An 18,097-nucleotide genomic window follows, 5' to 3' on the forward strand; every position below is an offset into this window, starting at 1 on the left:
AGCTATGTCAGCAAAAGAAATAATAAAAAAGTTTTACGATACAGACTTGGCAAAAGACGATTCTGTAATAGATATGTTTCACGAAGACTGTGTTTTACATTGGAATAGTAGTCAAGGTTTTACCTCTTTAGATAAAAACGGAATAAACCATAAGCTACAAGAAGTAAGAGAAGCTTTCACCTCTTTTAATTATAAGTTAAGTCATTTATTACAAGATGAAAATACTGTAACAGCAAGACATACTGTTTATGTTACAACTATAGAGAACCCAGAGCAAGAAGAACCATTGGCACATTTTATTTCTATTTGGGAAGTAAAAGATGGTAAAATATATAAGGGATATGAGATTAGTCAGCTATTAGACGATAGTACAGATAACATGACATCATTTTCTGAAATAAAAATTTAAAATACATTTAAAAATTCGCTATCAAAAACTTACTTTTGTAGCAATATTAAAAAAAATATTCAAATGAGCGTTTTAGTAAACAAAGATTCAAAAATAATAGTTCAAGGATTTACAGGTAGTGAAGGTACTTTTCACGCCGGACAAATGATTGAGTACGGTACAAATGTCGTAGGTGGTGTTACTCCAGGAAAAGGAGGACAAACACATTTAGACAAACCTGTTTTTAATACAGTAACCGAAGCTGTAGAAAAAGTAGGAGCAGATACAACAATTATTTTTGTACCACCAGCTTTTGCTGCTGATGCAATTATGGAAGCTGCCGATGCTGGAATCAAAGTAATTATTTGTATTACTGAAGGTATTCCTGTAGCAGATATGATTAAAGCTTCAGATTATATTAAAGGTAAAGACTGTAGATTAGTTGGGCCTAACTGTCCGGGAGTTATTACTCCAGGTGAAGCTAAAGTTGGTATCATGCCAGGTTTTGTATTCAAGCAAGGAAAAGTAGGTATTGTTTCTAAATCTGGAACTTTAACTTATGAAGCTGCAGACCAAGTTGTAAAACAAGGTTTAGGTATTACAACTGCTATTGGTATTGGTGGAGATCCAATTATTGGAACAACCACTAAAGAAGCTGTAGAGTTATTAATAAATGATGATGCTACAGAGTGTGTAGTAATGATTGGAGAAATTGGAGGTCAGTTAGAAGCAGATGCTGCAAACTGGTACAAAAACTCAGGAAGTAAAAAACCAATTATAGGTTTTATAGCAGGAGAAACAGCGCCAGCTGGTCGTACAATGGGACATGCAGGAGCAATTGTTGGTGGAAGTGATGATACTGCACAAGCAAAAAAAGCAATTATGAGAGACTGCGGAATTCACGTTGTAGATTCTCCAGCAGAAATTGGTAAAAAAGTAGCTGAAGTTTTAGGATAATAGCTATTACTACAGATTTTTATTGTTAAATTCTGTTAAAAAAAATATAAACTAGAAACGTTATTAGTTCGTTGGCTTTACTTTAGCTAACGAACTTTTTTTTTATCATATTTTAAATAAAACGGTAATCTTTTTAAAATAACTACAATTTAAGAGGAAAGTAATATTTAATAACCAAATACCAACCAAAATGAAACATTTAAAATTAGTTGTAATTTTTATGCTTGTAGCTTTCGTCTATAGTTGTAAAAAAGACAATGCAACAAGCAAAGATCTTGCTTACAAAACCGAAGCACAAACAGATGCAAATGGCTTTAATTACGAAACTGTAGCTAACGACCCTACAGGTTTACGCTTGTATACCTTAGATAATGGTTTAAAAGTGTATTTAAGTAAAAACACTGATGAACCAAAAATCCAAACGTATATAGCAGTTAGAGCAGGATCAAATTATGACCCTAAAGAATCTACTGGATTGGCGCACTATTTAGAACATATGGTATTTAAAGGAACAGATGAAATAGGAACTATAGATTGGGAAAAGGAAAAAGAGTATTTAGATAAAATATCAGAGCTTTATGAGCAACATAGAGCAGAAACAGATCCTGATAAAAAATTAGAACTATACCGTGAAATAGATAAAGTGTCTTTAGAAGCTTCAAACTATTCAGTAGCAAACGAATATGATAAAATGACAAGTTCATTAGGAGCGACAGGTACAAATGCACACACTTGGTTCGAAGAAACTGTTTATAAAAATAAAATTCCGGCTAACGAATTAGGTAAATGGTTAGAGCTTGAAGAAGAACGCTTTAGTCAACTAGTATTGCGTTTATTTCATACAGAATTAGAAGCTGTATTCGAAGAGTTTAACCGTGGCCAAGATAACGATGGTAGAAAACGTTATGCAGCAATGTTAGAAGGCTTATTTCCTAATCACCCATACGGACAACAAAAAACTATAGGTACTGCAGAGCATTTAAAAAACCCATCTTTAGTAGATATAAATAATTATTTCGATAAATATTATGTACCTAATAATATGGCTATGGTTTTAGTAGGAGATTTAGATTTTGACGAAACCATAAAAAAAGTAAACAACACATTTGGTAACTTAAAAAGAAAAGAAGTTACTCACCCAACACTACCAAAAGAAGAGCCAATTACTAGTGTAATAACAAACGAAGTATTTGGGCCAACATCAGAAAGTGTATCTATTGCATTTAGATCTAATGGAGTAAACACCAATGATGAAAAAATGGTAACACTATGTGATATGGTTTTAGCAAACGGTAATGCTGGTTTAATAGATTTAAATTTAAATCAAGAACAATTAGTACAATATGCTGGTTGTAATACAACATTTTTAAACGATTATGGTTACCATAGTTTTAGTGGGTCGCCAAAAGAAGGTCAATCTCTAGACGAAGTAAAAAGCTTAATCCTTGACCAAATTGAAAAGCTTAAAAAAGGAGAGTTTGAAGACTGGATGATTGAAGCTGTTGTAAACGACTTAAAAAAATCCCAATTAAGAGAATACGAAAATAGTACTGCTTTGGCTTCAGCTTATTTTAATGCCTTTATTCATCATGAAAAATGGGAAGACAAAGTTAAGTTTTTAGACGAGTTAAAAGCAGTATCAAAACAAGAATTAGTAGATTTTGCAAACAGCTTTTATAAAGGTAATTATGTTGTAACATACAAAAGAAAAGGAGAAGATAATAACATAGTAAAAGTTTCTAATCCAGGAATTACACCAGTAAACTTAAATAGAGATAAATCTTCGCAATACATTAAAGATTTCAACGCAAAACAATCACAGCCTATAACACCTAAATATGTAGACTATAGCTCAGCTATTAAAAAAACAAAAACAAGTAGCGGATTAGAAGTGTCTTACATAGAAAACGAAACTAACGATTTATTCGATATGAATATCATTTTTGATATGGGAAGCGATAATGATAAAAAGTTAGGATTAGCAGTAGGTTATTTAGATTATTTAGGAACAGATAAATATTCAGCTGAAGAATTAAAGAAAGAATTTTACAAATTAGGTATCGATTACTTTGTAAATGCTCAAGGAGAACAGAGTTATGTAGGACTTAGAGGTTTAAAAGAAAACTTACCTAAAGGTTTAGAGTTGCTAGAGCACTTATGGGAAAATGCTGTACCAAATAAAGAAGCCTATAATAAATATGTCGAGTCTATAGCAAAAGGAAGATCAAACAACAAAACAAGTAAAGGTAGAATTTTACGTTCAGGCTTATTAAATTATGCTAAATATGGAGAAAATTCTAGATTACGTAATATTATTCCTATTAGCGAAATGCAGGAAATTAATCCTCAGGAATTAGTAGACTTAACCAAAGGACTAAAAGATTTTAAACAGCGTGTTTTCTATTATGGTAAAGATGTAGATGCAGCAGTAAAAGCATTAAACGACTACCATAAAGTTTCAGGAGATTTAAACGAGTATCCAGAAGCAATGGCTTATTTAGAAAAAGAAACTGGAGGAAATGTGTACTTTGTAGATTATGATATGGTGCAAAGTGAAATGATGTTTTTAGCAAAAGGAGAACCATTTAAACCAGAAAACATGGCAGCTTCTACTTTGTTTAATACGTATTTTGGTGGCGGATTATCATCAATAGTTTTTCAAGAAATTAGAGAGTCTAAATCATTAGCGTATTCTGCATGGTCAAATTATGCAACAGCACGTAAAAAAGACGATGCAAATTATGTAATGGCTTACATTGGTACACAAGCTAATAAAATGCCAGAAGCAGTAGATGCAATGATGAGTTTAATGAGTGATATGCCAGAATCTGAAGAGCAGTTTAATGCTGCAAAAGAATCTACATTAAAAAAATTAGCAGCACAGCGTATCACAAAATCAAATATCTTCTGGAGCTACGAAAGATTACAAAAATTAGGTATAAACGAAGACAATCGTGAAGCTATGTATAACGCTATAAAAGATATGACTATGGAAGACCTACGCGAGTTCTTTAATAAGAATATAAAAGGTGAAAATTATAATGTTATGGTAATAGGAAACAAAAAGGATATTAATTTTAAAGCACTTGAAAAATTAGGAAAAGTGCAAGAAATGGATGTTGATTACCTGTTTAATTACGAAAAACCTAAAGAAGTGAAATTATAAACACTTTGTATAAGATTACTTGAGACACACAACTCAAGTAAGTTGTTAATCACCAAAAAACCTCATAGTTCTTTAGAATTTATGAGGTTTTTTAATATACAATAACATAGTAATTACTATATTTGAATTACAAAAAAACCAAAATAATTAATGAAACTTTTAGAAGGAAAAACAGCCATAATAACAGGAGCAAGCCGAGGTATTGGTAAAGGTATTGCACAAGTTTTTGCACAGCATGGTGCTAATGTAGCATTTACATACAGTTCTTCTGTAGAAGCTGCAAATGAATTAGAAAAAGAATTAAATACTTTAGGCATTAAAGCTAAAGGATATAAAAGTAATGCAGCAAATTTTAATGAAGCACAAACTTTAGCTGAAGATGTTTTAAAAGAATTTGGAGCAATAGATGTATTAATTAATAATGCAGGTATTACAAAAGATAATTTGTTAATGCGAATGGGTGAAGAAGACTTCGATAAAGTAATTGAAGTAAACTTAAAATCTGTTTTTAACATGACAAAAGCTGTACAGCGTACAATGCTTAAGCAACGTAAAGGTTCTATTATAAATATGAGTTCTGTAGTTGGTGTAAAAGGTAATGCCGGACAAACAAACTATGCAGCCTCAAAAGCAGGAATTATAGGTTTTTCAAAATCTGTAGCTTTAGAGTTAGGGTCAAGAAATATTAGAAGTAATGTAATCGCTCCTGGTTTTATAGAAACCGAAATGACAGCTAAATTAGATGAGGACACTGTAAAAGGATGGCGCAACGCAATTCCTTTAAAACGTGGTGGTACACCAGAAGATATTGCAAATGCTTGTGTGTTTTTAGCAAGTGACATGTCTGCATATGTTACAGGACAAACCTTAAATGTTGATGGCGGAATGCTAACATAAATTAAGCATTGCATCCTAAAACTGGATGTTATTATTTAACTTAAAAAACTTAATGAGTTCTCAAACTCTTTTATATATAATAATTGCTGGAATTGTTGCTATTGCATTAGCGCTTTTTCAATATAAATACAAAGCAAAAGGCGCATCTAAAACGAATGTGCTTTTTGCTTTTTTACGTTTTTTAAGCATTTTTGGAGTATTACTTTTATTAATAAACCCAAAATTTGAAAGTACTAAAGTATATACTGTAAAACCTAATTTGGTAATAGCTGTAGACAATTCAAACTCTATAAAACACTTAAATCAGGAAGAAAATGTAAAAAATATTTTAAACAGTTTAAAAACGAATAACACACTTTTAAACAAGTTTAATATAGATGTATTTTCCTTTGGAAAAAACTTAAATACTTCAGATTCTTTAACATTTATTGAAAAACAAACCAATGTAGACAAAGCGTTTGTAGAGCTAAATCAAATATATAAAAATACAATATCACCAACTATAATCATTTCCGATGGAAACCAAACGTATGGAAACGATTACGAATATTCTGCAAAAAAAATAAAGCAAAATTTATATCCTATTATTGTTGGAGATACAACACAGTATCAAGATTTAAAATTGCAACAACTTAATGTAAATAAGTATGCATTTTTAAAAAATAAGTTTCCTGTAGAAGCTATTTTAGTGTATTCTGGAGATCAGGATGTGAATACTAAGTTTGTAATAAATTCAGGAGACGCTACAATTTATTCTCAAAATATTCAGTTTTCAAAACAAAATAATTCAAGAATTTTAAATTTCACTTTACCTGCAAATGCGGTTGGAGTAAAAAGTTATCGTGCATCTATTATTCCTATTAATTCAGAAAAAAATAAAATAAATAACAGTAAAAATTTCGCAGTAGAAGTTGTCGATGAAAAAACAAAAGTAGCAATTGTAAGCTCGGTTTTGCATCCAGATATTGGTATGTTTAAAAAAGCTATTGAAGCTAACGAGCAACGAGAAGTTGTATTTTTATCACCACAAGAAGCTATTAGTCAATTATTTGATTTGCAATTAGTTATATTGTTTAATCCAAACAGTTTGTTTAAAAGTTTATATGCTGAAATAGAAAAACAAAATAAGAATAAATTTGTAGTAGCTGGACCAAAAACAGATTTTGTATTTTTAAATAATATAAGTGATAAATACGAGCAAGATATTACAACTCAAACAGAAGATTATCAACCAAGTTTAAACTCAAATTTCAATGCGTTTATAGTTGAAGATTTAAATTTCGAATCTTTTCCTCCATTACATTCAAATTTTGGAGAGCCAATATTTTCTATTCCTTACCAAACAATATTATATAAAAAAGTAGGAGCAATAAATACAAACGAACCACTATTAGCGGTCATAGAATCTAATGGAAAAAGAGAAGGTGTTTTATTTGGAGAGAATTTATGGAAATGGAGAGCGCAAAGTTTTGTTAACACAAAAAGCTTTGATGCATTCGATAATTTTATTGGAAAACTTGTACAATATTTAGCTTCTACAAAACGTAAAAACCGATTAGAAGTAGATTATCAATCTTTCTATCAAGGGAATAATAGTGTGATACTTAGCGCTCAATTTTTTAATAAAAATTATGAGTTTGATGCTACAGAGCGTTTAAATATTACGGTTACAGATAAATCTACAAAAGTGTCTAAAACAGTACCGTTTATTCTTAAAAATAATAATTATCAAGTAGATTTAAGTGCTTTTCCTGCTGGAGATTATTCATTTACTGTTGATGCTTCAAGAGAGAAGCTATCTAAATCAGGTAGCTTTAAAATAATTGAATATAATATTGAGCAACAATTTTTAAATTCTAATGCAAAAAAACTTATAAATATTGCTAATAATAGTCAAGGAAAACATTATTATGCAGATAATTTTAAAAACATAATAAAAAATTTAAATAGCGATGATCGCTACAAACCAATTCAAAAAAGCTCAAAAAGTACGGTTCCTTTAATCGATTGGAAGTATTTACTTGCTTTAATAGTTTTAACGTTAGCTATTGAGTGGTTTTTAAGAAAATATAACGGACTAATATAATATTAAATACATATGGAGAAATTACCAAAATTAGGAATACCAGTAATTATAGGAATCATTATTCTAGTGATTTTAATAGCAAAATCTGCCGTAACAATAGGACCTGGTGAAGGTGGCGTTATTTTTGAACGTTTAGGGAATGGTATAAATACAGATAAAACTTATGGAGAAGGTTTTCATATAGTTGCACCTTGGAACGATATGATTGTACGTAAAGTTCGCCAGCAATCCATCTCAGACCAAATGAATGTACTTTCTGTAAATGGATTAGAAGTAAAAGTTAATGGTACAATTTGGTACGAACCAGAATATAGTAAATTAGGACTTTTAATAAAAACTAAAGGTGAAGACTACGAACGCGAATTATTAGATCCTGCAGTAAATGCAGCAGCAAGAAGTGTTGTTGGACGTTACACACCAGAGCAATTATATTCTAGTAAAAGAGATTTAATTGAGCAGGAAATTTTAGACGAAGTTACAAAGCTGTTAGAAGGGCAATACTTAAATGTAAAACGTGTTTTAGTAGAAGATGTGCAATTACCACCAACTATTAGACAAGCAATCGAGCGTAAATTAAAGCAAGAACAAGAGTCTTTAGAATACGAATTTAGATTAGTTACAGCTAGTAAAGAAGCAGATAAACAACGTATTGAAGCTCAAGGTAAAGCAGATGCAAATAAAATTTTGAGTGCCTCTTTAACCGATAAAATTTTGCAAGACAAAGGCATTGAAGCTACAGTAAAACTTTCAGAATCAAGTAATAGCAAAGTAATTGTTATTGGTTCTGGAGATACTGGAATGCCAATAATTTTAGGCAATCAATAATTGTTAACAATTAATTAATGTTTATTAATTAGGATTTGTGAAAATATTTTCACAATCTTTGTGAACACAAAAACAGAAATGACTTTTATTCAATTACATCATCATCATTTTCATACTTGCACTCAAGCGAGCTGAAGATGTATTGACTAAAATCAACATATTTTTAAAAACCGTTTGAGTATATCAAGCGGTTTTTTGTTTTTATACATTTTACTAAATGATTTACTCAAACTTTTAAATGAAATTAAAACATTAAAAAAGAGACCAAAATGAGTAAATTAAAAATTGCAGTTCAAAAATCAGGACGATTAAACGAGGATTCAATGAAAATCCTTAAAGCTGTTGGTATTTCTATAGACAATGGTAAAGATCAATTAAAAGCTTCGGCTAAAAACTTCCCTTTAGAAATTTTTTACCTGCGTAATGGCGATATTCCACAATACCTTAAAGATGGAGTGGTAGACGTTGCTATCATTGGAGAAAATGTTTTAATAGAAAAAGGTAACGATATCAAAATTGCCGAAAAACTAGGCTTTTCATCTTGTAAAGTTTCTGTAGCTGTACCAAAAGCTGCAACATACAATTCGGTTAAAGATTTAGAAGGAAAACGTATAGCAACATCTTATCCAAATACAGTAAATCAATTTTTAAATAAAAACGGAATTAAAGCTAATTTACATATCATTAATGGTTCGGTTGAAATTGCTCCAAATATTGGATTAGCAGATGCTATTGTAGATATTGTTTCTAGCGGAAGCACATTATTTAAAAATGGTTTAAAAGAAGCAGAAGTTATTTTAAAATCTGAAGCCGTGTTGGCGGTTTCACCTAAAATTTCTGAAGACAATCAAGCTATTTTAAATAAATTACAATTTAGACTACAGTCTGTTTTAAAAGCAAGACAATCACGTTATGTGTTGTTAAATGCTCCAAATAATAAGGTTAACGATATTATTAATATTCTTCCAGGTATGAAAAGTCCAACGGTTTTGCCACTAGCAGAAGACGGTTGGAGTTCAATTCACTCTGTAATTAACAAAAATGATTTCTGGGAAATTATAGATGAATTAAAAGAAAATGGAGCAGAAGGCATCCTAGTTTGTCCAATCGAAAATATGGTGATATAAATGAGAACTATTAGCAATCCTAAACAATCCACTTGGTTAGATATTTTAAAACGACCAACGCAAACCGTTAACGATATTGAAACTACGGTCACTCAAATTTTTGAAGACGTACAACGTAATGGAGACCAAGCAGTAGCAAAATATACACAATTATTTGATGGTGTAGAATTAACATCAAATATTGTAAGTACTGAAGAAGTTGAATTAGCAAGTTCTAAAATCTCAGAAAATTTAAAGCAAGCCATACAACAAGCAAAAACAAATATTGAAACTTTTCACAAAGCACAAAAAACAGAAAAAGTTAGTGTTGAAACTACTCAAGGCGTAAACTGTTGGCAAGAAAAAAGAGCCATTCAAAAAGTTGGTATTTACATTCCTGCTGGTACAGCACCATTGTTTTCAACCGTTTTAATGTTAGCTGTTCCTGCGCAAATAGCAGGATGTAAGGAGATAATATTATGTTCGCCTCCAAATAAGGAAGGAAAAATAGCTAATGAAATTTTATACGCAGCGCAATTATGTGGTGTAACCAAAATTATTAAAGTTGGTGGCATTCAAGCCATTGCCGGTTTAACCTTTGGAACAGAAAGTATGCCGCAGGTTTATAAAATTTTTGGACCAGGAAACCAATTTGTAACCGTAGCAAAACAATTAGCAACTAAATATGGTGTCGCAATCGATATGCCAGCAGGACCAAGTGAGTTATTAGTTGTAGCAGATGATACTGCAAATGCAAGTTATGTGGCTTCAGATTTGTTATCTCAAGCAGAACATGGCGCAGATAGTCAAGTCATTTTGGTGTCTACATCTCAAAATTTCATTAACGCTGTAGCGGAAGAAATAAAGGTTCAAATAAAAGCACTTCCAAGACAAGATATTGCTAAACAAGCGATAGAGAATTCAAAATCTATTTTAGTTGAAACTGATGCTATAGCATTAGATTTAATCAATCAATATGGACCAGAACACTTTATAGTGTGTACAAAAAATGATGATTTTTACGTTAACGGAATTGAAAACGCAGGATCTGTATTTATTGGTAATTATACACCAGAAAGTGCTGGAGATTATGCATCTGGTACCAATCACACCTTACCAACCAATGGGTTTAGTAAAGCGTATTCTGGAGTGAATTTAGATAGTTTTACTAAAGCAATTACATTTCAAAATATAACAAAACAAGGTTTGCTTAATATTGGGAATACTATTGAGTTAATGGCTGAAGCTGAAGGTTTACAAGCGCACAAAAATGCAGTAACTCTTCGTTTAAACGATTTAAAGTAACTATCTGTCACCTCGAGCGCAGTCGAGAGGTCACATTATTATAGAGATTAAATAGGTCTCGACTGCGCTCGACCTGATATAATGAAAATGAAACAAAATTTAAACATAAACAACCTAGTTAGAGCTAACATCAAAGCTTTAAAACCGTATTCATCAGCAAGAGAAGAGTTTAAAGGTACAGCAGATGTGTTTTTAGATGCCAACGAAAATCCGTTTGGTGAGTTAAACCGTTATCCAGACCCTAAGCAAATAAAGATTAAAGAAAAACTATCAGAAATTAAATCTGTAGAAACCAATCAAATTTTTATAGGTAATGGTAGTGATGAAGTTATAGATTTAGCGTTTCGTATTTTTTGTGAACCAGGAAAAGATAAGGTGTTAACCTTTACGCCAACTTACGGAATGTACGATGTGTCTGCAAACATCAATAATATTGAGGTAATTAAACAACCTCTAATTAACGATTTTCAAATAAATCTAAATCAGCTACAACCGTATTTAGATGTTGAAGAGGTGAAAATCATTTTTATTTGTTCACCAAACAATCCAACAGGAAACACTATTAATACTGAAGATATTGAATATATTTTAGAGAATTTTAATGGTATCGTGATTGTAGACGAAGCTTATATCGATTTTAGCTCGCAAGCATCATTCATTAAAAATATAAATAAATACAACAATCTAATTGTAAGTCAAACCTTTAGTAAAGCTTGGGGATTAGCAGGTGTTAGAGTTGGTGTTGCTTATGCAAGTGAAGCCATTATTGCACTTTATAATCGTGTAAAACCACCATATAACGTTAGTACATTAAATCAAGAAGCAGTTTTAAATAGCTTAAATAATCAAACTGAAGTTGCTAAAAATATTGACACAATTCTTTCAGAAAGAACGAAATTAAAAGACGCTTTAAGTCAATTACCTATCGTAAAAAAAATATACCCAACAGATGCTAACTTTTTATTGGTTGAAGTAGATAATGCTAATAAAACGTATCAATATTTAATCAATAAAAAAGTAATTATTAGAAACAGAAATACTCAAGTAGAGAATTGTATACGTATTACTGTGGGAACAAGTGAAGAAAATGAGAAATTAATTGAAAACCTTCAATTAATTTCGAAATCCTGAACTTGTTTCAGGAACTTTTAAAATAAAACTAAATGACAAATAATTACTATTGTTACATTTTAACAAATAAGAATAGAACTGTCTTGTATGTTGGTTATACAGAAAATATTCGTCAAAGAATAGAACAACATGAAAAAGGGAAAGGTTCTGTATTTACTAAAAAGTACAATGTATTCGATTTAATCCATTTAGAAAAATTTGAGTTAAAAAAAGAAGCAAAATCAAGAGAAAGACAACTTAAAAATTGACATAGAAAATGGAAACGGGAACTTATTAAAGTTACTAATCCTAGTTTAAAAACATTAGAAATTAAATAAAAAGATCCTGAAACAAGTTCAGGATTGATTAACAAGTTAATCATGAAAAAAGTACTATTCATAGACAGAGACGGAACCTTGGTTTTAGAGCCACCTGTAGATTATCAATTAGATAGTTTAGAGAAATTAGAGTTCTACCCAAAAGTGTTTCAATACATGGCTAAAATAGCTTCAGAGTTAGATTTTGAGCTAGTTATGGTAACCAATCAAGATGGTTTAGGGACAGATTCTTTTCCAGAAGACACCTTTTGGCCAGCGCAAAACAAAGTGATTTCAGCATTCGAAAAAGAAGGTGTTGTGTTTTCTGAAGTTTGTATAGACAAAACCTTTCCGCATGAAAATGCTGAAACTCGTAAACCAAGAACAGGTTTGCTAACAAAGTATTTTGATAAAGCTGAATACGATTTAGAAAACAGTTTTGTTTTAGGTGATCGTATTACAGACATGGAATTGGCTAAAAACCTTGGAGCAAAAGGTATATTTTTATCTGAAGATCCTGAATTAGGAGCAGATGAAATTGAAAGCTCAAAACAAGCTATATTAGATTGTATTGCTTTAACAAGCACAGATTGGAAAACTATTTACGAGTTTCTAAAATTAAATGATCGTGTCGCTGAAATTACTCGTAATACTAACGAAACCAAGATATATATTAAATTAAACCTTGATGGTTCTGGTAAAAATGAAATTGATACAGGTTTAAAGTTTTTTGATCACATGTTAGACCAAATTGGTCGTCATGGCGCAATGGATTTAACCATTAAAGTAGATGGTGATTTAGAGGTAGATGAGCATCACACGATTGAAGACACCATGATTGCTTTTGGCGAATTGTTTAATAAAGCCTTGGGTAATAAATTAGGTATTGAGCGTTACGGATTTTGTTTACCAATGGACGATTGCTTAGCTCAAGTAGCTGTTGACTTTGGAGGTAGAAATTGGTTAGAATGGGAAGCCGATTTTAAACGCGAAAAAATAGGCGATATGCCAACCGAAATGTTTTTCCACTTGTTTAAATCCTTTACAGATGGCGCAAAATGTAACTTAAATATTAAAGCTGAAGGTACTAACGAGCATCACAAAATAGAAGGTATTTTTAAAGCCTTTGCAAAAGCAATGAAAATGGCAGTAAAACGTGATGCTAATAAAATGTTTTTACCATCAACTAAAGGTATGTTGTAATGAAGTTAGTAATTATAGATTACGGAGCAGGTAATATAAAAAGCATTCAATTTGCCTTTAAACGCTTAGGTTACAATGCTATTTTATCAAACAATCCAGATGAGATTAAAGCAGCAGACAAAGTTATTTTTCCAGGAGTTGGCGAAGCAAGTTCAGCAATGAAAATGCTTAAAGAGAGCGGTTTAGACACTTTAATTCCAACATTAAAACAACCAGTTTTAGGAATTTGTTTAGGCATGCAATTGATGTGTAAATCTTCAGAAGAAGGTAACACCAAAGGTTTGGGAATTTTTGATGTAGATGTAAAACGTTTCAACAATACAGTTAAAGTACCACAAATGGGATGGAATACGATAACAGATTTAAAATCAGATTTGTTTAAAGGTGTCAAAAACCAAGAGTTTATGTATTCTGTACATAGTTTTTATGCCGAAAATTGTAAACAAAGTATTGCCACAACTACTTATAGTTTAGATTTTGCTTCAGCTTTACAAAAAGATAATTTTTATGGTGTACAATTTCATCCAGAAAAATCATCAGTAGTAGGAGAGCAAATATTAAAAAATTTTATAACGCTTTAGTTATTTTAGAAGAATAAAAAATGAAACTTAAATATCTTTTTATAGTTCTGGGATTAATAGGAATTACAATGCTTTTAGTAGCTTTTTATAAGTGTATAAACACTTTTGAATTTCTTTCAAAATCTAATGAAACTGAAGGTGAAATTATAGAAATAGTAAGTACGTTTAATGCCACAAATACAAGTGATCAGTCTTTAAGAGTGCTTTATAAGCCATTAATTAGGTTTTATGATTTAAAAGGAAATCCTATAGAATTTCATTCACCTATAGGAAGCAAATTGCCTAAAAACTATAATGTTGGAGATAAAATAACTATTCTTTATAATACACAAGACCCTAAAAAAGCTGTGATTAAAAGCTTCAGTTCTTTATGGTCTGAGAGTATACTATTAGGAATATTTGGAATAATTTTAATTAGCATCGCTATTGTTTTCTTTGTTTTATCAAAAAAAATAGCGCACGCTTAATATAAAAATGGATAAAAAAGCATTCAAAAATATTAGAACGCTTTTTTTATCTGAATTAGCATATAATAAATTATACTCTTAAAAATAATTAAGGGTTATTAACAAGTAAATTAATGAGAATAATACCAGCAATAGACATAATAGACGGAAAATGTGTACGCTTAACAAAAGGCGATTACAATACCACTAAAATTTATAATGAAAACCCACTAGAGGTTGCAAAACAATTTGAAGACGCAGGAATCGAATATTTACATATGGTAGATTTAGATGGTGCAAAAGCCGATCATGTTGTAAACTATCGAGTTTTAGAGCAAGTAGCATCTAAAACCAACTTAAAAATCGATTTTGGAGGTGGTTTAAAGTCTGATAATGATATTATTACAGCATTTAATTCTGGTGCAAAACAAATTACAGGCGGAAGTATTGCTGTTAAAAACAGAGATACTTTTGAGCGTTGGATTAGTAAATATGGTTCTCAAAAAATCATTTTGGGTGCAGACTGTAAAAATGAAAAAGTAGCCATAAGTGGTTGGTTAGAAGAGAGTAGTTTAGAAGTAATTCCGTTTATAAAAGCGTATCAAAAACAAGGAATTAAGTATGTGGTTTGTACAGATATTTCAAAAGACGGAATGTTAGAAGGTCCATCAATAGAATTATATAAAAATATTATTCAGCAATGTTCAAATGGTAGTTCTGGTCAATCCATAAAACTTATAGCATCTGGTGGAGTAACGACTATTCAAGATTTAGAAAAGCTTTCAGAAATTAATTGTGAAGGTGTAATTATTGGTAAAGCGATTTACGAAAACAGAATTTCTTTAAAAGAATTGACAAATTTCATTTTAAAACAATAGTTTTTTGTCATTCCGCACTTGATGCGAAATCCATATATTTTTATAATTAATAAAATACCCGCTTTCGCGGAAAATATTATGCTCACAAAACGAATTATACCATGTTTAGACATTAAAAACGGAAGAACCGTTAAAGGTGTCAATTTTGTAAATCTTCGTGATGCTGGAGATCCAGTAGAATTAGCAAAACAATATGCTGTAAAAGGTGCAGACGAGCTTGTTTTTCTAGATATTTCAGCAACTTTAGAAGGTAGAAAAACTATGATTGATATGGTTTTAAAGGTAGCAGAACAGGTTAATATTCCGTTTACAGTTGGTGGTGGAATTTCGTCTGTTGAAGATGTTGACATCCTTTTAAAATCTGGAGCAGATAAAGTGTCTGTAAATTCTTCAGCAGTAAAACGACCAGAATTGGTTAATGAGTTAGCAAATAAATTTGGTAGCCAATGTGTTGTGGTTGCTATAGATGCTAAGCAAATTGATGGTGAATGGATGGTGCATTTAGCAGGAGGAAGTATTCCAACCAATTTAAATTTATTCGATTGGGCAAAAGAAGTTGAACGTAGAGGTGCAGGAGAAATACTATTTACATCCATGAATAACGATGGTACAAAAGCAGGTTTTGCAAATAAAGCTTTAGCCAAGTTATCTGAAACATTAAATATACCAATTATTGCTTCAGGTGGAGCAGGAACAGTTCAGCATTTTGTAGATACATTTAAAGATGGAAAAGCGGATGCTGCATTGGCTGCAAGCGTATTTCATTTTGGTGAAATAGCAATTAAAGATTTAAAAGAAGCATTAAAAGACAACAATATAGCAGTAAGACTTTAAGTCGATATGCTGTACTCGTTTCAGCATCTCACAAAAAAATAAAGTCACCTCGAGCGCAGTCGAGAGGTTATTAAAATATTAAGGTCTCGACTGCGCTCGACCTGACAAAAGAAACTAAAAATGAACATAGATTTTAATAAAAACAACGACGGATTAGTGCCAGCAATCATACAAGACGCAACAACAAAAAACGTGTTAATGTTGGGCTACATGAATGAAGAAGCATTTAATAAAACCAAAGACACAAAATTAGTTACCTTTTTTAGCAGAAGTAAAAATCGTTTATGGACTAAAGGTGAAGAAAGCGGAAACGTTTTAAATCTGGTTGACATTAAATTAGATTGTGATAACGATACGTTATTAATTCAAGTTAACCCAAAAGGACCAACGTGTCACAAAGGAAGTGATACCTGTTGGAATGATACTAATGCTGAAAATTTTGGGTTTATTTCTAAATTAGAAAACACAATTGAAAGTCGTGTAAAAGCAGGAGATTCAGAAAAATCATATGTCGCTTCATTATTCGCCAAAGGCATAAATAAAGTGGCTCAAAAAGTAGGAGAGGAAGCTGTAGAAGTGGTTATTGAAGCAAAAGATGATAACGACAATTTGTTTTTAAACGAAAGTGCAGATTTATTGTTTCACTACTTAATGTTATTGCAAGCTAAAGGTTTTAAACTTAATGATGTGGTTAACGTTTTAAAAGGACGTGAGAAGAAATAAATTATTAAAGTCGCTAATTATTTTAGCGACTTTTTTAGTATTAACTTTATTTGTTTTCACTAATAATATCTAAAGTTTGCCTAATCCAATCTGTTTTAAAATCTAGAGTTATATCTGGTTTTATTCCTATACTTTCATATTGAAAATATTTATGAAAATTCATATCTGTAGGAGTAACAGAAAAATATTTTGAAGGTGTTGTATAGCTTCTTCCGTAATTTAATCCATATGCAATAACGCCAAATGTAGTTTGCCCTAAATGTGTTGCGTGCTTGAGTTTTTTTAATTTTAAAGTAAATTGCTCGCCATTGCTAGCTGTAAAAGCATTTGTTAATATATATACATTTTTATGTTTTAAAAGTTTTATAAAAGGATCTGAATATTTTTTATTTCCTCCGGTGTTACTTCTTAAATCTACTATTATATTTTTTGCTGTTAATTTGTTTTTAGTTTCTTCATAGAAAGCTAATAAATCTTTCTTTTTACTATTACTAAAATTGGCAAAATATAAATACTGTGTATTCTCATTAAGTTGTTTAAAAGTAAAAGATTTTTGATTCTTTTTAATAAATTCAACATCGCTTGTGCCTTTCTTTTTATAACTCCATAATCTTCCATTTTCAAACGTTAAACTCTTTAATAATCTAGGTGTTTTATTCTCAAGTTTGTAGTGATAAATATTGTATTTATTATTAATAGTTTTGTATGCGTAGAAACTTATATCTCCAATTTCCCATTGTTTTAAATTACTTTCAAGTATAACACCTATATATTGGTTTTTGTTATCATCATAATATATTCCAACTTTTAAAGATGTGCTGTAATTGTAAATACCTTCAATAGAATTAGTTTTCTTTTGGCTTAATTCGTTTTTTAAATCTTCAATATTTCTATCTGTTTCTGGGTGATTAAAACCAATTTTTCTAGTATTTGAGTTTATATCTAAAAAGGGTTGTTTTATAGATAAACTTAAATGGTTGTCATTAATTAGGTTTGTTTGTTTTAATAAAAGTTTAAAGCAGGCTTCTATAGCAATTGGTTGTTTCATTTGTAATGAAAGCATTTTATAAACAGTCTCAAAATTTTCTTTTTTATCTCCTTTTATTTGTTTTTTATAAGATGGCATTTTCTTTAATTTACTTACTATAAAATCTAAGTCGGCTTTACAATTGCAGGTTTCGTTTTGTGTGAAAGCGAATGAAATTCCGAAGAAAAAAATTGTGCTAAAAGCAATTAAATGTTTCATAATTAAAATGATTTGAATTAAAATTTATC

The 18,097-nt window shown here is 30.6% G+C and carries 17 protein-coding genes; 16 read left to right on the plus strand and 1 reads right to left on the minus strand.

All coding sequences use genetic code 11. The features are described from left to right. Positions 1–4 precede the first annotated feature (4 nt). From LACAL_RS12140 to hisIE, 16 genes are all read left to right on the plus strand, one after another. A complete protein-coding gene (locus LACAL_RS12140) occupies positions 5–409 on the plus strand; it encodes a nuclear transport factor 2 family protein (protein WP_013871044.1) in 405 nt (134 codons plus the stop codon). A 63-nt stretch (positions 410–472) separates the two neighbouring features. After that, positions 473–1,345 carry a succinate--CoA ligase subunit alpha gene (gene sucD, locus LACAL_RS12145; RefSeq protein WP_013871045.1) on the plus strand — a complete coding sequence of 291 codons (873 nt, stop codon included), beginning with the start codon at positions 473–475 and terminating at the stop codon, positions 1,343–1,345. 190 nt (positions 1,346–1,535) lie between these two features. After that, positions 1,536–4,511, plus strand: coding sequence for a pitrilysin family protein (locus LACAL_RS12150; protein WP_013871046.1), 2,976 nt, complete (start codon positions 1,536–1,538; stop codon positions 4,509–4,511). 150 nt (positions 4,512–4,661) lie between these two features. Next, entirely contained in the window at positions 4,662–5,408 is a 747-nt protein-coding gene (fabG, locus tag LACAL_RS12155) for a 3-oxoacyl-[acyl-carrier-protein] reductase (protein ID WP_013871047.1), read from the plus strand. Between the two features lie 52 nt (positions 5,409–5,460). Continuing rightward, positions 5,461–7,494 carry a hypothetical protein gene (locus tag LACAL_RS12160; RefSeq protein ID WP_041302003.1) on the plus strand — a complete coding sequence of 678 codons (2,034 nt, stop codon included), beginning with the start codon at positions 5,461–5,463 and terminating at the stop codon, positions 7,492–7,494. Between the two features lie 12 nt (positions 7,495–7,506). Further along, a complete protein-coding gene (locus LACAL_RS12165; RefSeq protein WP_013871049.1) occupies positions 7,507–8,319 on the plus strand; it encodes a prohibitin family protein in 813 nt (270 codons plus the stop codon). A 269-nt stretch (positions 8,320–8,588) separates the two neighbouring features. Further along, positions 8,589–9,446, plus strand: a complete 858-nt coding sequence (gene hisG, locus LACAL_RS12170; protein ID WP_013871050.1) for an ATP phosphoribosyltransferase — start codon at positions 8,589–8,591, stop codon at positions 9,444–9,446. Beyond that, positions 9,447–10,730: a histidinol dehydrogenase gene (gene hisD, locus LACAL_RS12175; protein ID WP_013871051.1), complete on the plus strand. Its 1,284-nt coding sequence runs from the start codon at positions 9,447–9,449 to the stop codon at positions 10,728–10,730. It begins immediately after the preceding gene. A gap of 81 nt (positions 10,731–10,811) precedes the next feature. After that, positions 10,812–11,861 (plus strand): histidinol-phosphate transaminase, encoded by a 1,050-nt coding sequence (gene hisC, locus LACAL_RS12180; RefSeq protein WP_013871052.1) that lies wholly within the window; start codon positions 10,812–10,814, stop codon positions 11,859–11,861. A 32-nt stretch (positions 11,862–11,893) separates the two neighbouring features. Beyond that, positions 11,894–12,109 (plus strand): GIY-YIG nuclease family protein, encoded by a 216-nt coding sequence (locus LACAL_RS12185; RefSeq protein ID WP_013871053.1) that lies wholly within the window; start codon positions 11,894–11,896, stop codon positions 12,107–12,109. 111 nt (positions 12,110–12,220) lie between these two features. Beyond that, positions 12,221–13,360 (plus strand): bifunctional histidinol-phosphatase/imidazoleglycerol-phosphate dehydratase HisB, encoded by a 1,140-nt coding sequence (hisB, locus tag LACAL_RS12190; protein ID WP_013871054.1) that lies wholly within the window; start codon positions 12,221–12,223, stop codon positions 13,358–13,360. After that, a complete protein-coding gene (gene hisH / locus LACAL_RS12195) occupies positions 13,360–13,941 on the plus strand; it encodes an imidazole glycerol phosphate synthase subunit HisH (RefSeq protein WP_013871055.1) in 582 nt (193 codons plus the stop codon). Before hisB ends, hisH begins: the two co-directional genes overlap by 1 nt. A 20-nt stretch (positions 13,942–13,961) precedes the next feature. Continuing rightward, complete coding sequence (locus LACAL_RS12200; protein ID WP_013871056.1) at positions 13,962–14,408, plus strand: DUF3592 domain-containing protein; 447 nt, start codon at positions 13,962–13,964, stop codon at positions 14,406–14,408. A 113-nt stretch (positions 14,409–14,521) separates the two neighbouring features. Beyond that, positions 14,522–15,265: a 1-(5-phosphoribosyl)-5-[(5-phosphoribosylamino)methylideneamino]imidazole-4-carboxamide isomerase gene (hisA, locus tag LACAL_RS12205; RefSeq protein ID WP_013871057.1), complete on the plus strand. Its 744-nt coding sequence runs from the start codon at positions 14,522–14,524 to the stop codon at positions 15,263–15,265. A gap of 78 nt (positions 15,266–15,343) precedes the next feature. Continuing rightward, entirely contained in the window at positions 15,344–16,099 is a 756-nt protein-coding gene (hisF, locus tag LACAL_RS12210; protein ID WP_013871058.1) for an imidazole glycerol phosphate synthase subunit HisF, read from the plus strand. Between the two features lie 120 nt (positions 16,100–16,219). Beyond that, positions 16,220–16,822, plus strand: a complete 603-nt coding sequence (gene hisIE, locus LACAL_RS12215; protein ID WP_013871059.1) for a bifunctional phosphoribosyl-AMP cyclohydrolase/phosphoribosyl-ATP diphosphatase HisIE — start codon at positions 16,220–16,222, stop codon at positions 16,820–16,822. Positions 16,823–16,868: 46 nt separating this feature from the next. On the opposite strand, the gene LACAL_RS12220 is transcribed toward hisIE, so the two are convergent. Next, complete coding sequence (locus LACAL_RS12220) at positions 16,869–18,068, minus strand: S41 family peptidase (RefSeq protein ID WP_013871060.1); 1,200 nt, start codon at positions 18,066–18,068, stop codon at positions 16,869–16,871. Positions 18,069–18,097: the final 29 nt, after the last annotated feature.

The sequence above is a fragment of the Lacinutrix sp. 5H-3-7-4 genome (genome assembly GCF_000211855.2).
Classification (GTDB): Bacteria; Bacteroidota; Bacteroidia; order Flavobacteriales; family Flavobacteriaceae; genus Lacinutrix.

What these genes read in the sequence shown, in the direction of transcription:
- LACAL_RS12140 (WP_013871044.1), top strand. Translation starts at nt 5, where the DNA reads ATGTCAGCAAAAGAAATAATAAAAAAGTTTTACGATACAGACTTGGCA.
- sucD (WP_013871045.1), top strand. Translation starts at nt 473, where the DNA reads ATGAGCGTTTTAGTAAACAAAGATTCAAAAATAATAGTTCAAGGATTT.
- LACAL_RS12150 (WP_013871046.1), top strand. Translation starts at nt 1,536, where the DNA reads ATGAAACATTTAAAATTAGTTGTAATTTTTATGCTTGTAGCTTTCGTC.
- fabG (WP_013871047.1), top strand. Translation starts at nt 4,662, where the DNA reads ATGAAACTTTTAGAAGGAAAAACAGCCATAATAACAGGAGCAAGCCGA.
- LACAL_RS12160 (WP_041302003.1), top strand. Translation starts at nt 5,461, where the DNA reads ATGAGTTCTCAAACTCTTTTATATATAATAATTGCTGGAATTGTTGCT.
- LACAL_RS12165 (WP_013871049.1), top strand. Translation starts at nt 7,507, where the DNA reads ATGGAGAAATTACCAAAATTAGGAATACCAGTAATTATAGGAATCATT.
- hisG (WP_013871050.1), top strand. Translation starts at nt 8,589, where the DNA reads ATGAGTAAATTAAAAATTGCAGTTCAAAAATCAGGACGATTAAACGAG.
- hisD (WP_013871051.1), top strand. Translation starts at nt 9,447, where the DNA reads ATGAGAACTATTAGCAATCCTAAACAATCCACTTGGTTAGATATTTTA.
- hisC (WP_013871052.1), top strand. Translation starts at nt 10,812, where the DNA reads ATGAAAATGAAACAAAATTTAAACATAAACAACCTAGTTAGAGCTAAC.
- LACAL_RS12185 (WP_013871053.1), top strand. Translation starts at nt 11,894, where the DNA reads ATGACAAATAATTACTATTGTTACATTTTAACAAATAAGAATAGAACT.
- hisB (WP_013871054.1), top strand. Translation starts at nt 12,221, where the DNA reads ATGAAAAAAGTACTATTCATAGACAGAGACGGAACCTTGGTTTTAGAG.
- hisH (WP_013871055.1), top strand. Translation starts at nt 13,360, where the DNA reads ATGAAGTTAGTAATTATAGATTACGGAGCAGGTAATATAAAAAGCATT.
- LACAL_RS12200 (WP_013871056.1), top strand. Translation starts at nt 13,962, where the DNA reads ATGAAACTTAAATATCTTTTTATAGTTCTGGGATTAATAGGAATTACA.
- hisA (WP_013871057.1), top strand. Translation starts at nt 14,522, where the DNA reads ATGAGAATAATACCAGCAATAGACATAATAGACGGAAAATGTGTACGC.
- hisF (WP_013871058.1), top strand. Translation starts at nt 15,344, where the DNA reads ATGCTCACAAAACGAATTATACCATGTTTAGACATTAAAAACGGAAGA.
- hisIE (WP_013871059.1), top strand. Translation starts at nt 16,220, where the DNA reads ATGAACATAGATTTTAATAAAAACAACGACGGATTAGTGCCAGCAATC.
- LACAL_RS12220 (WP_013871060.1), bottom strand. Translation starts at nt 18,068, where the DNA reads ATGAAACATTTAATTGCTTTTAGCACAATTTTTTTCTTCGGAATTTCA.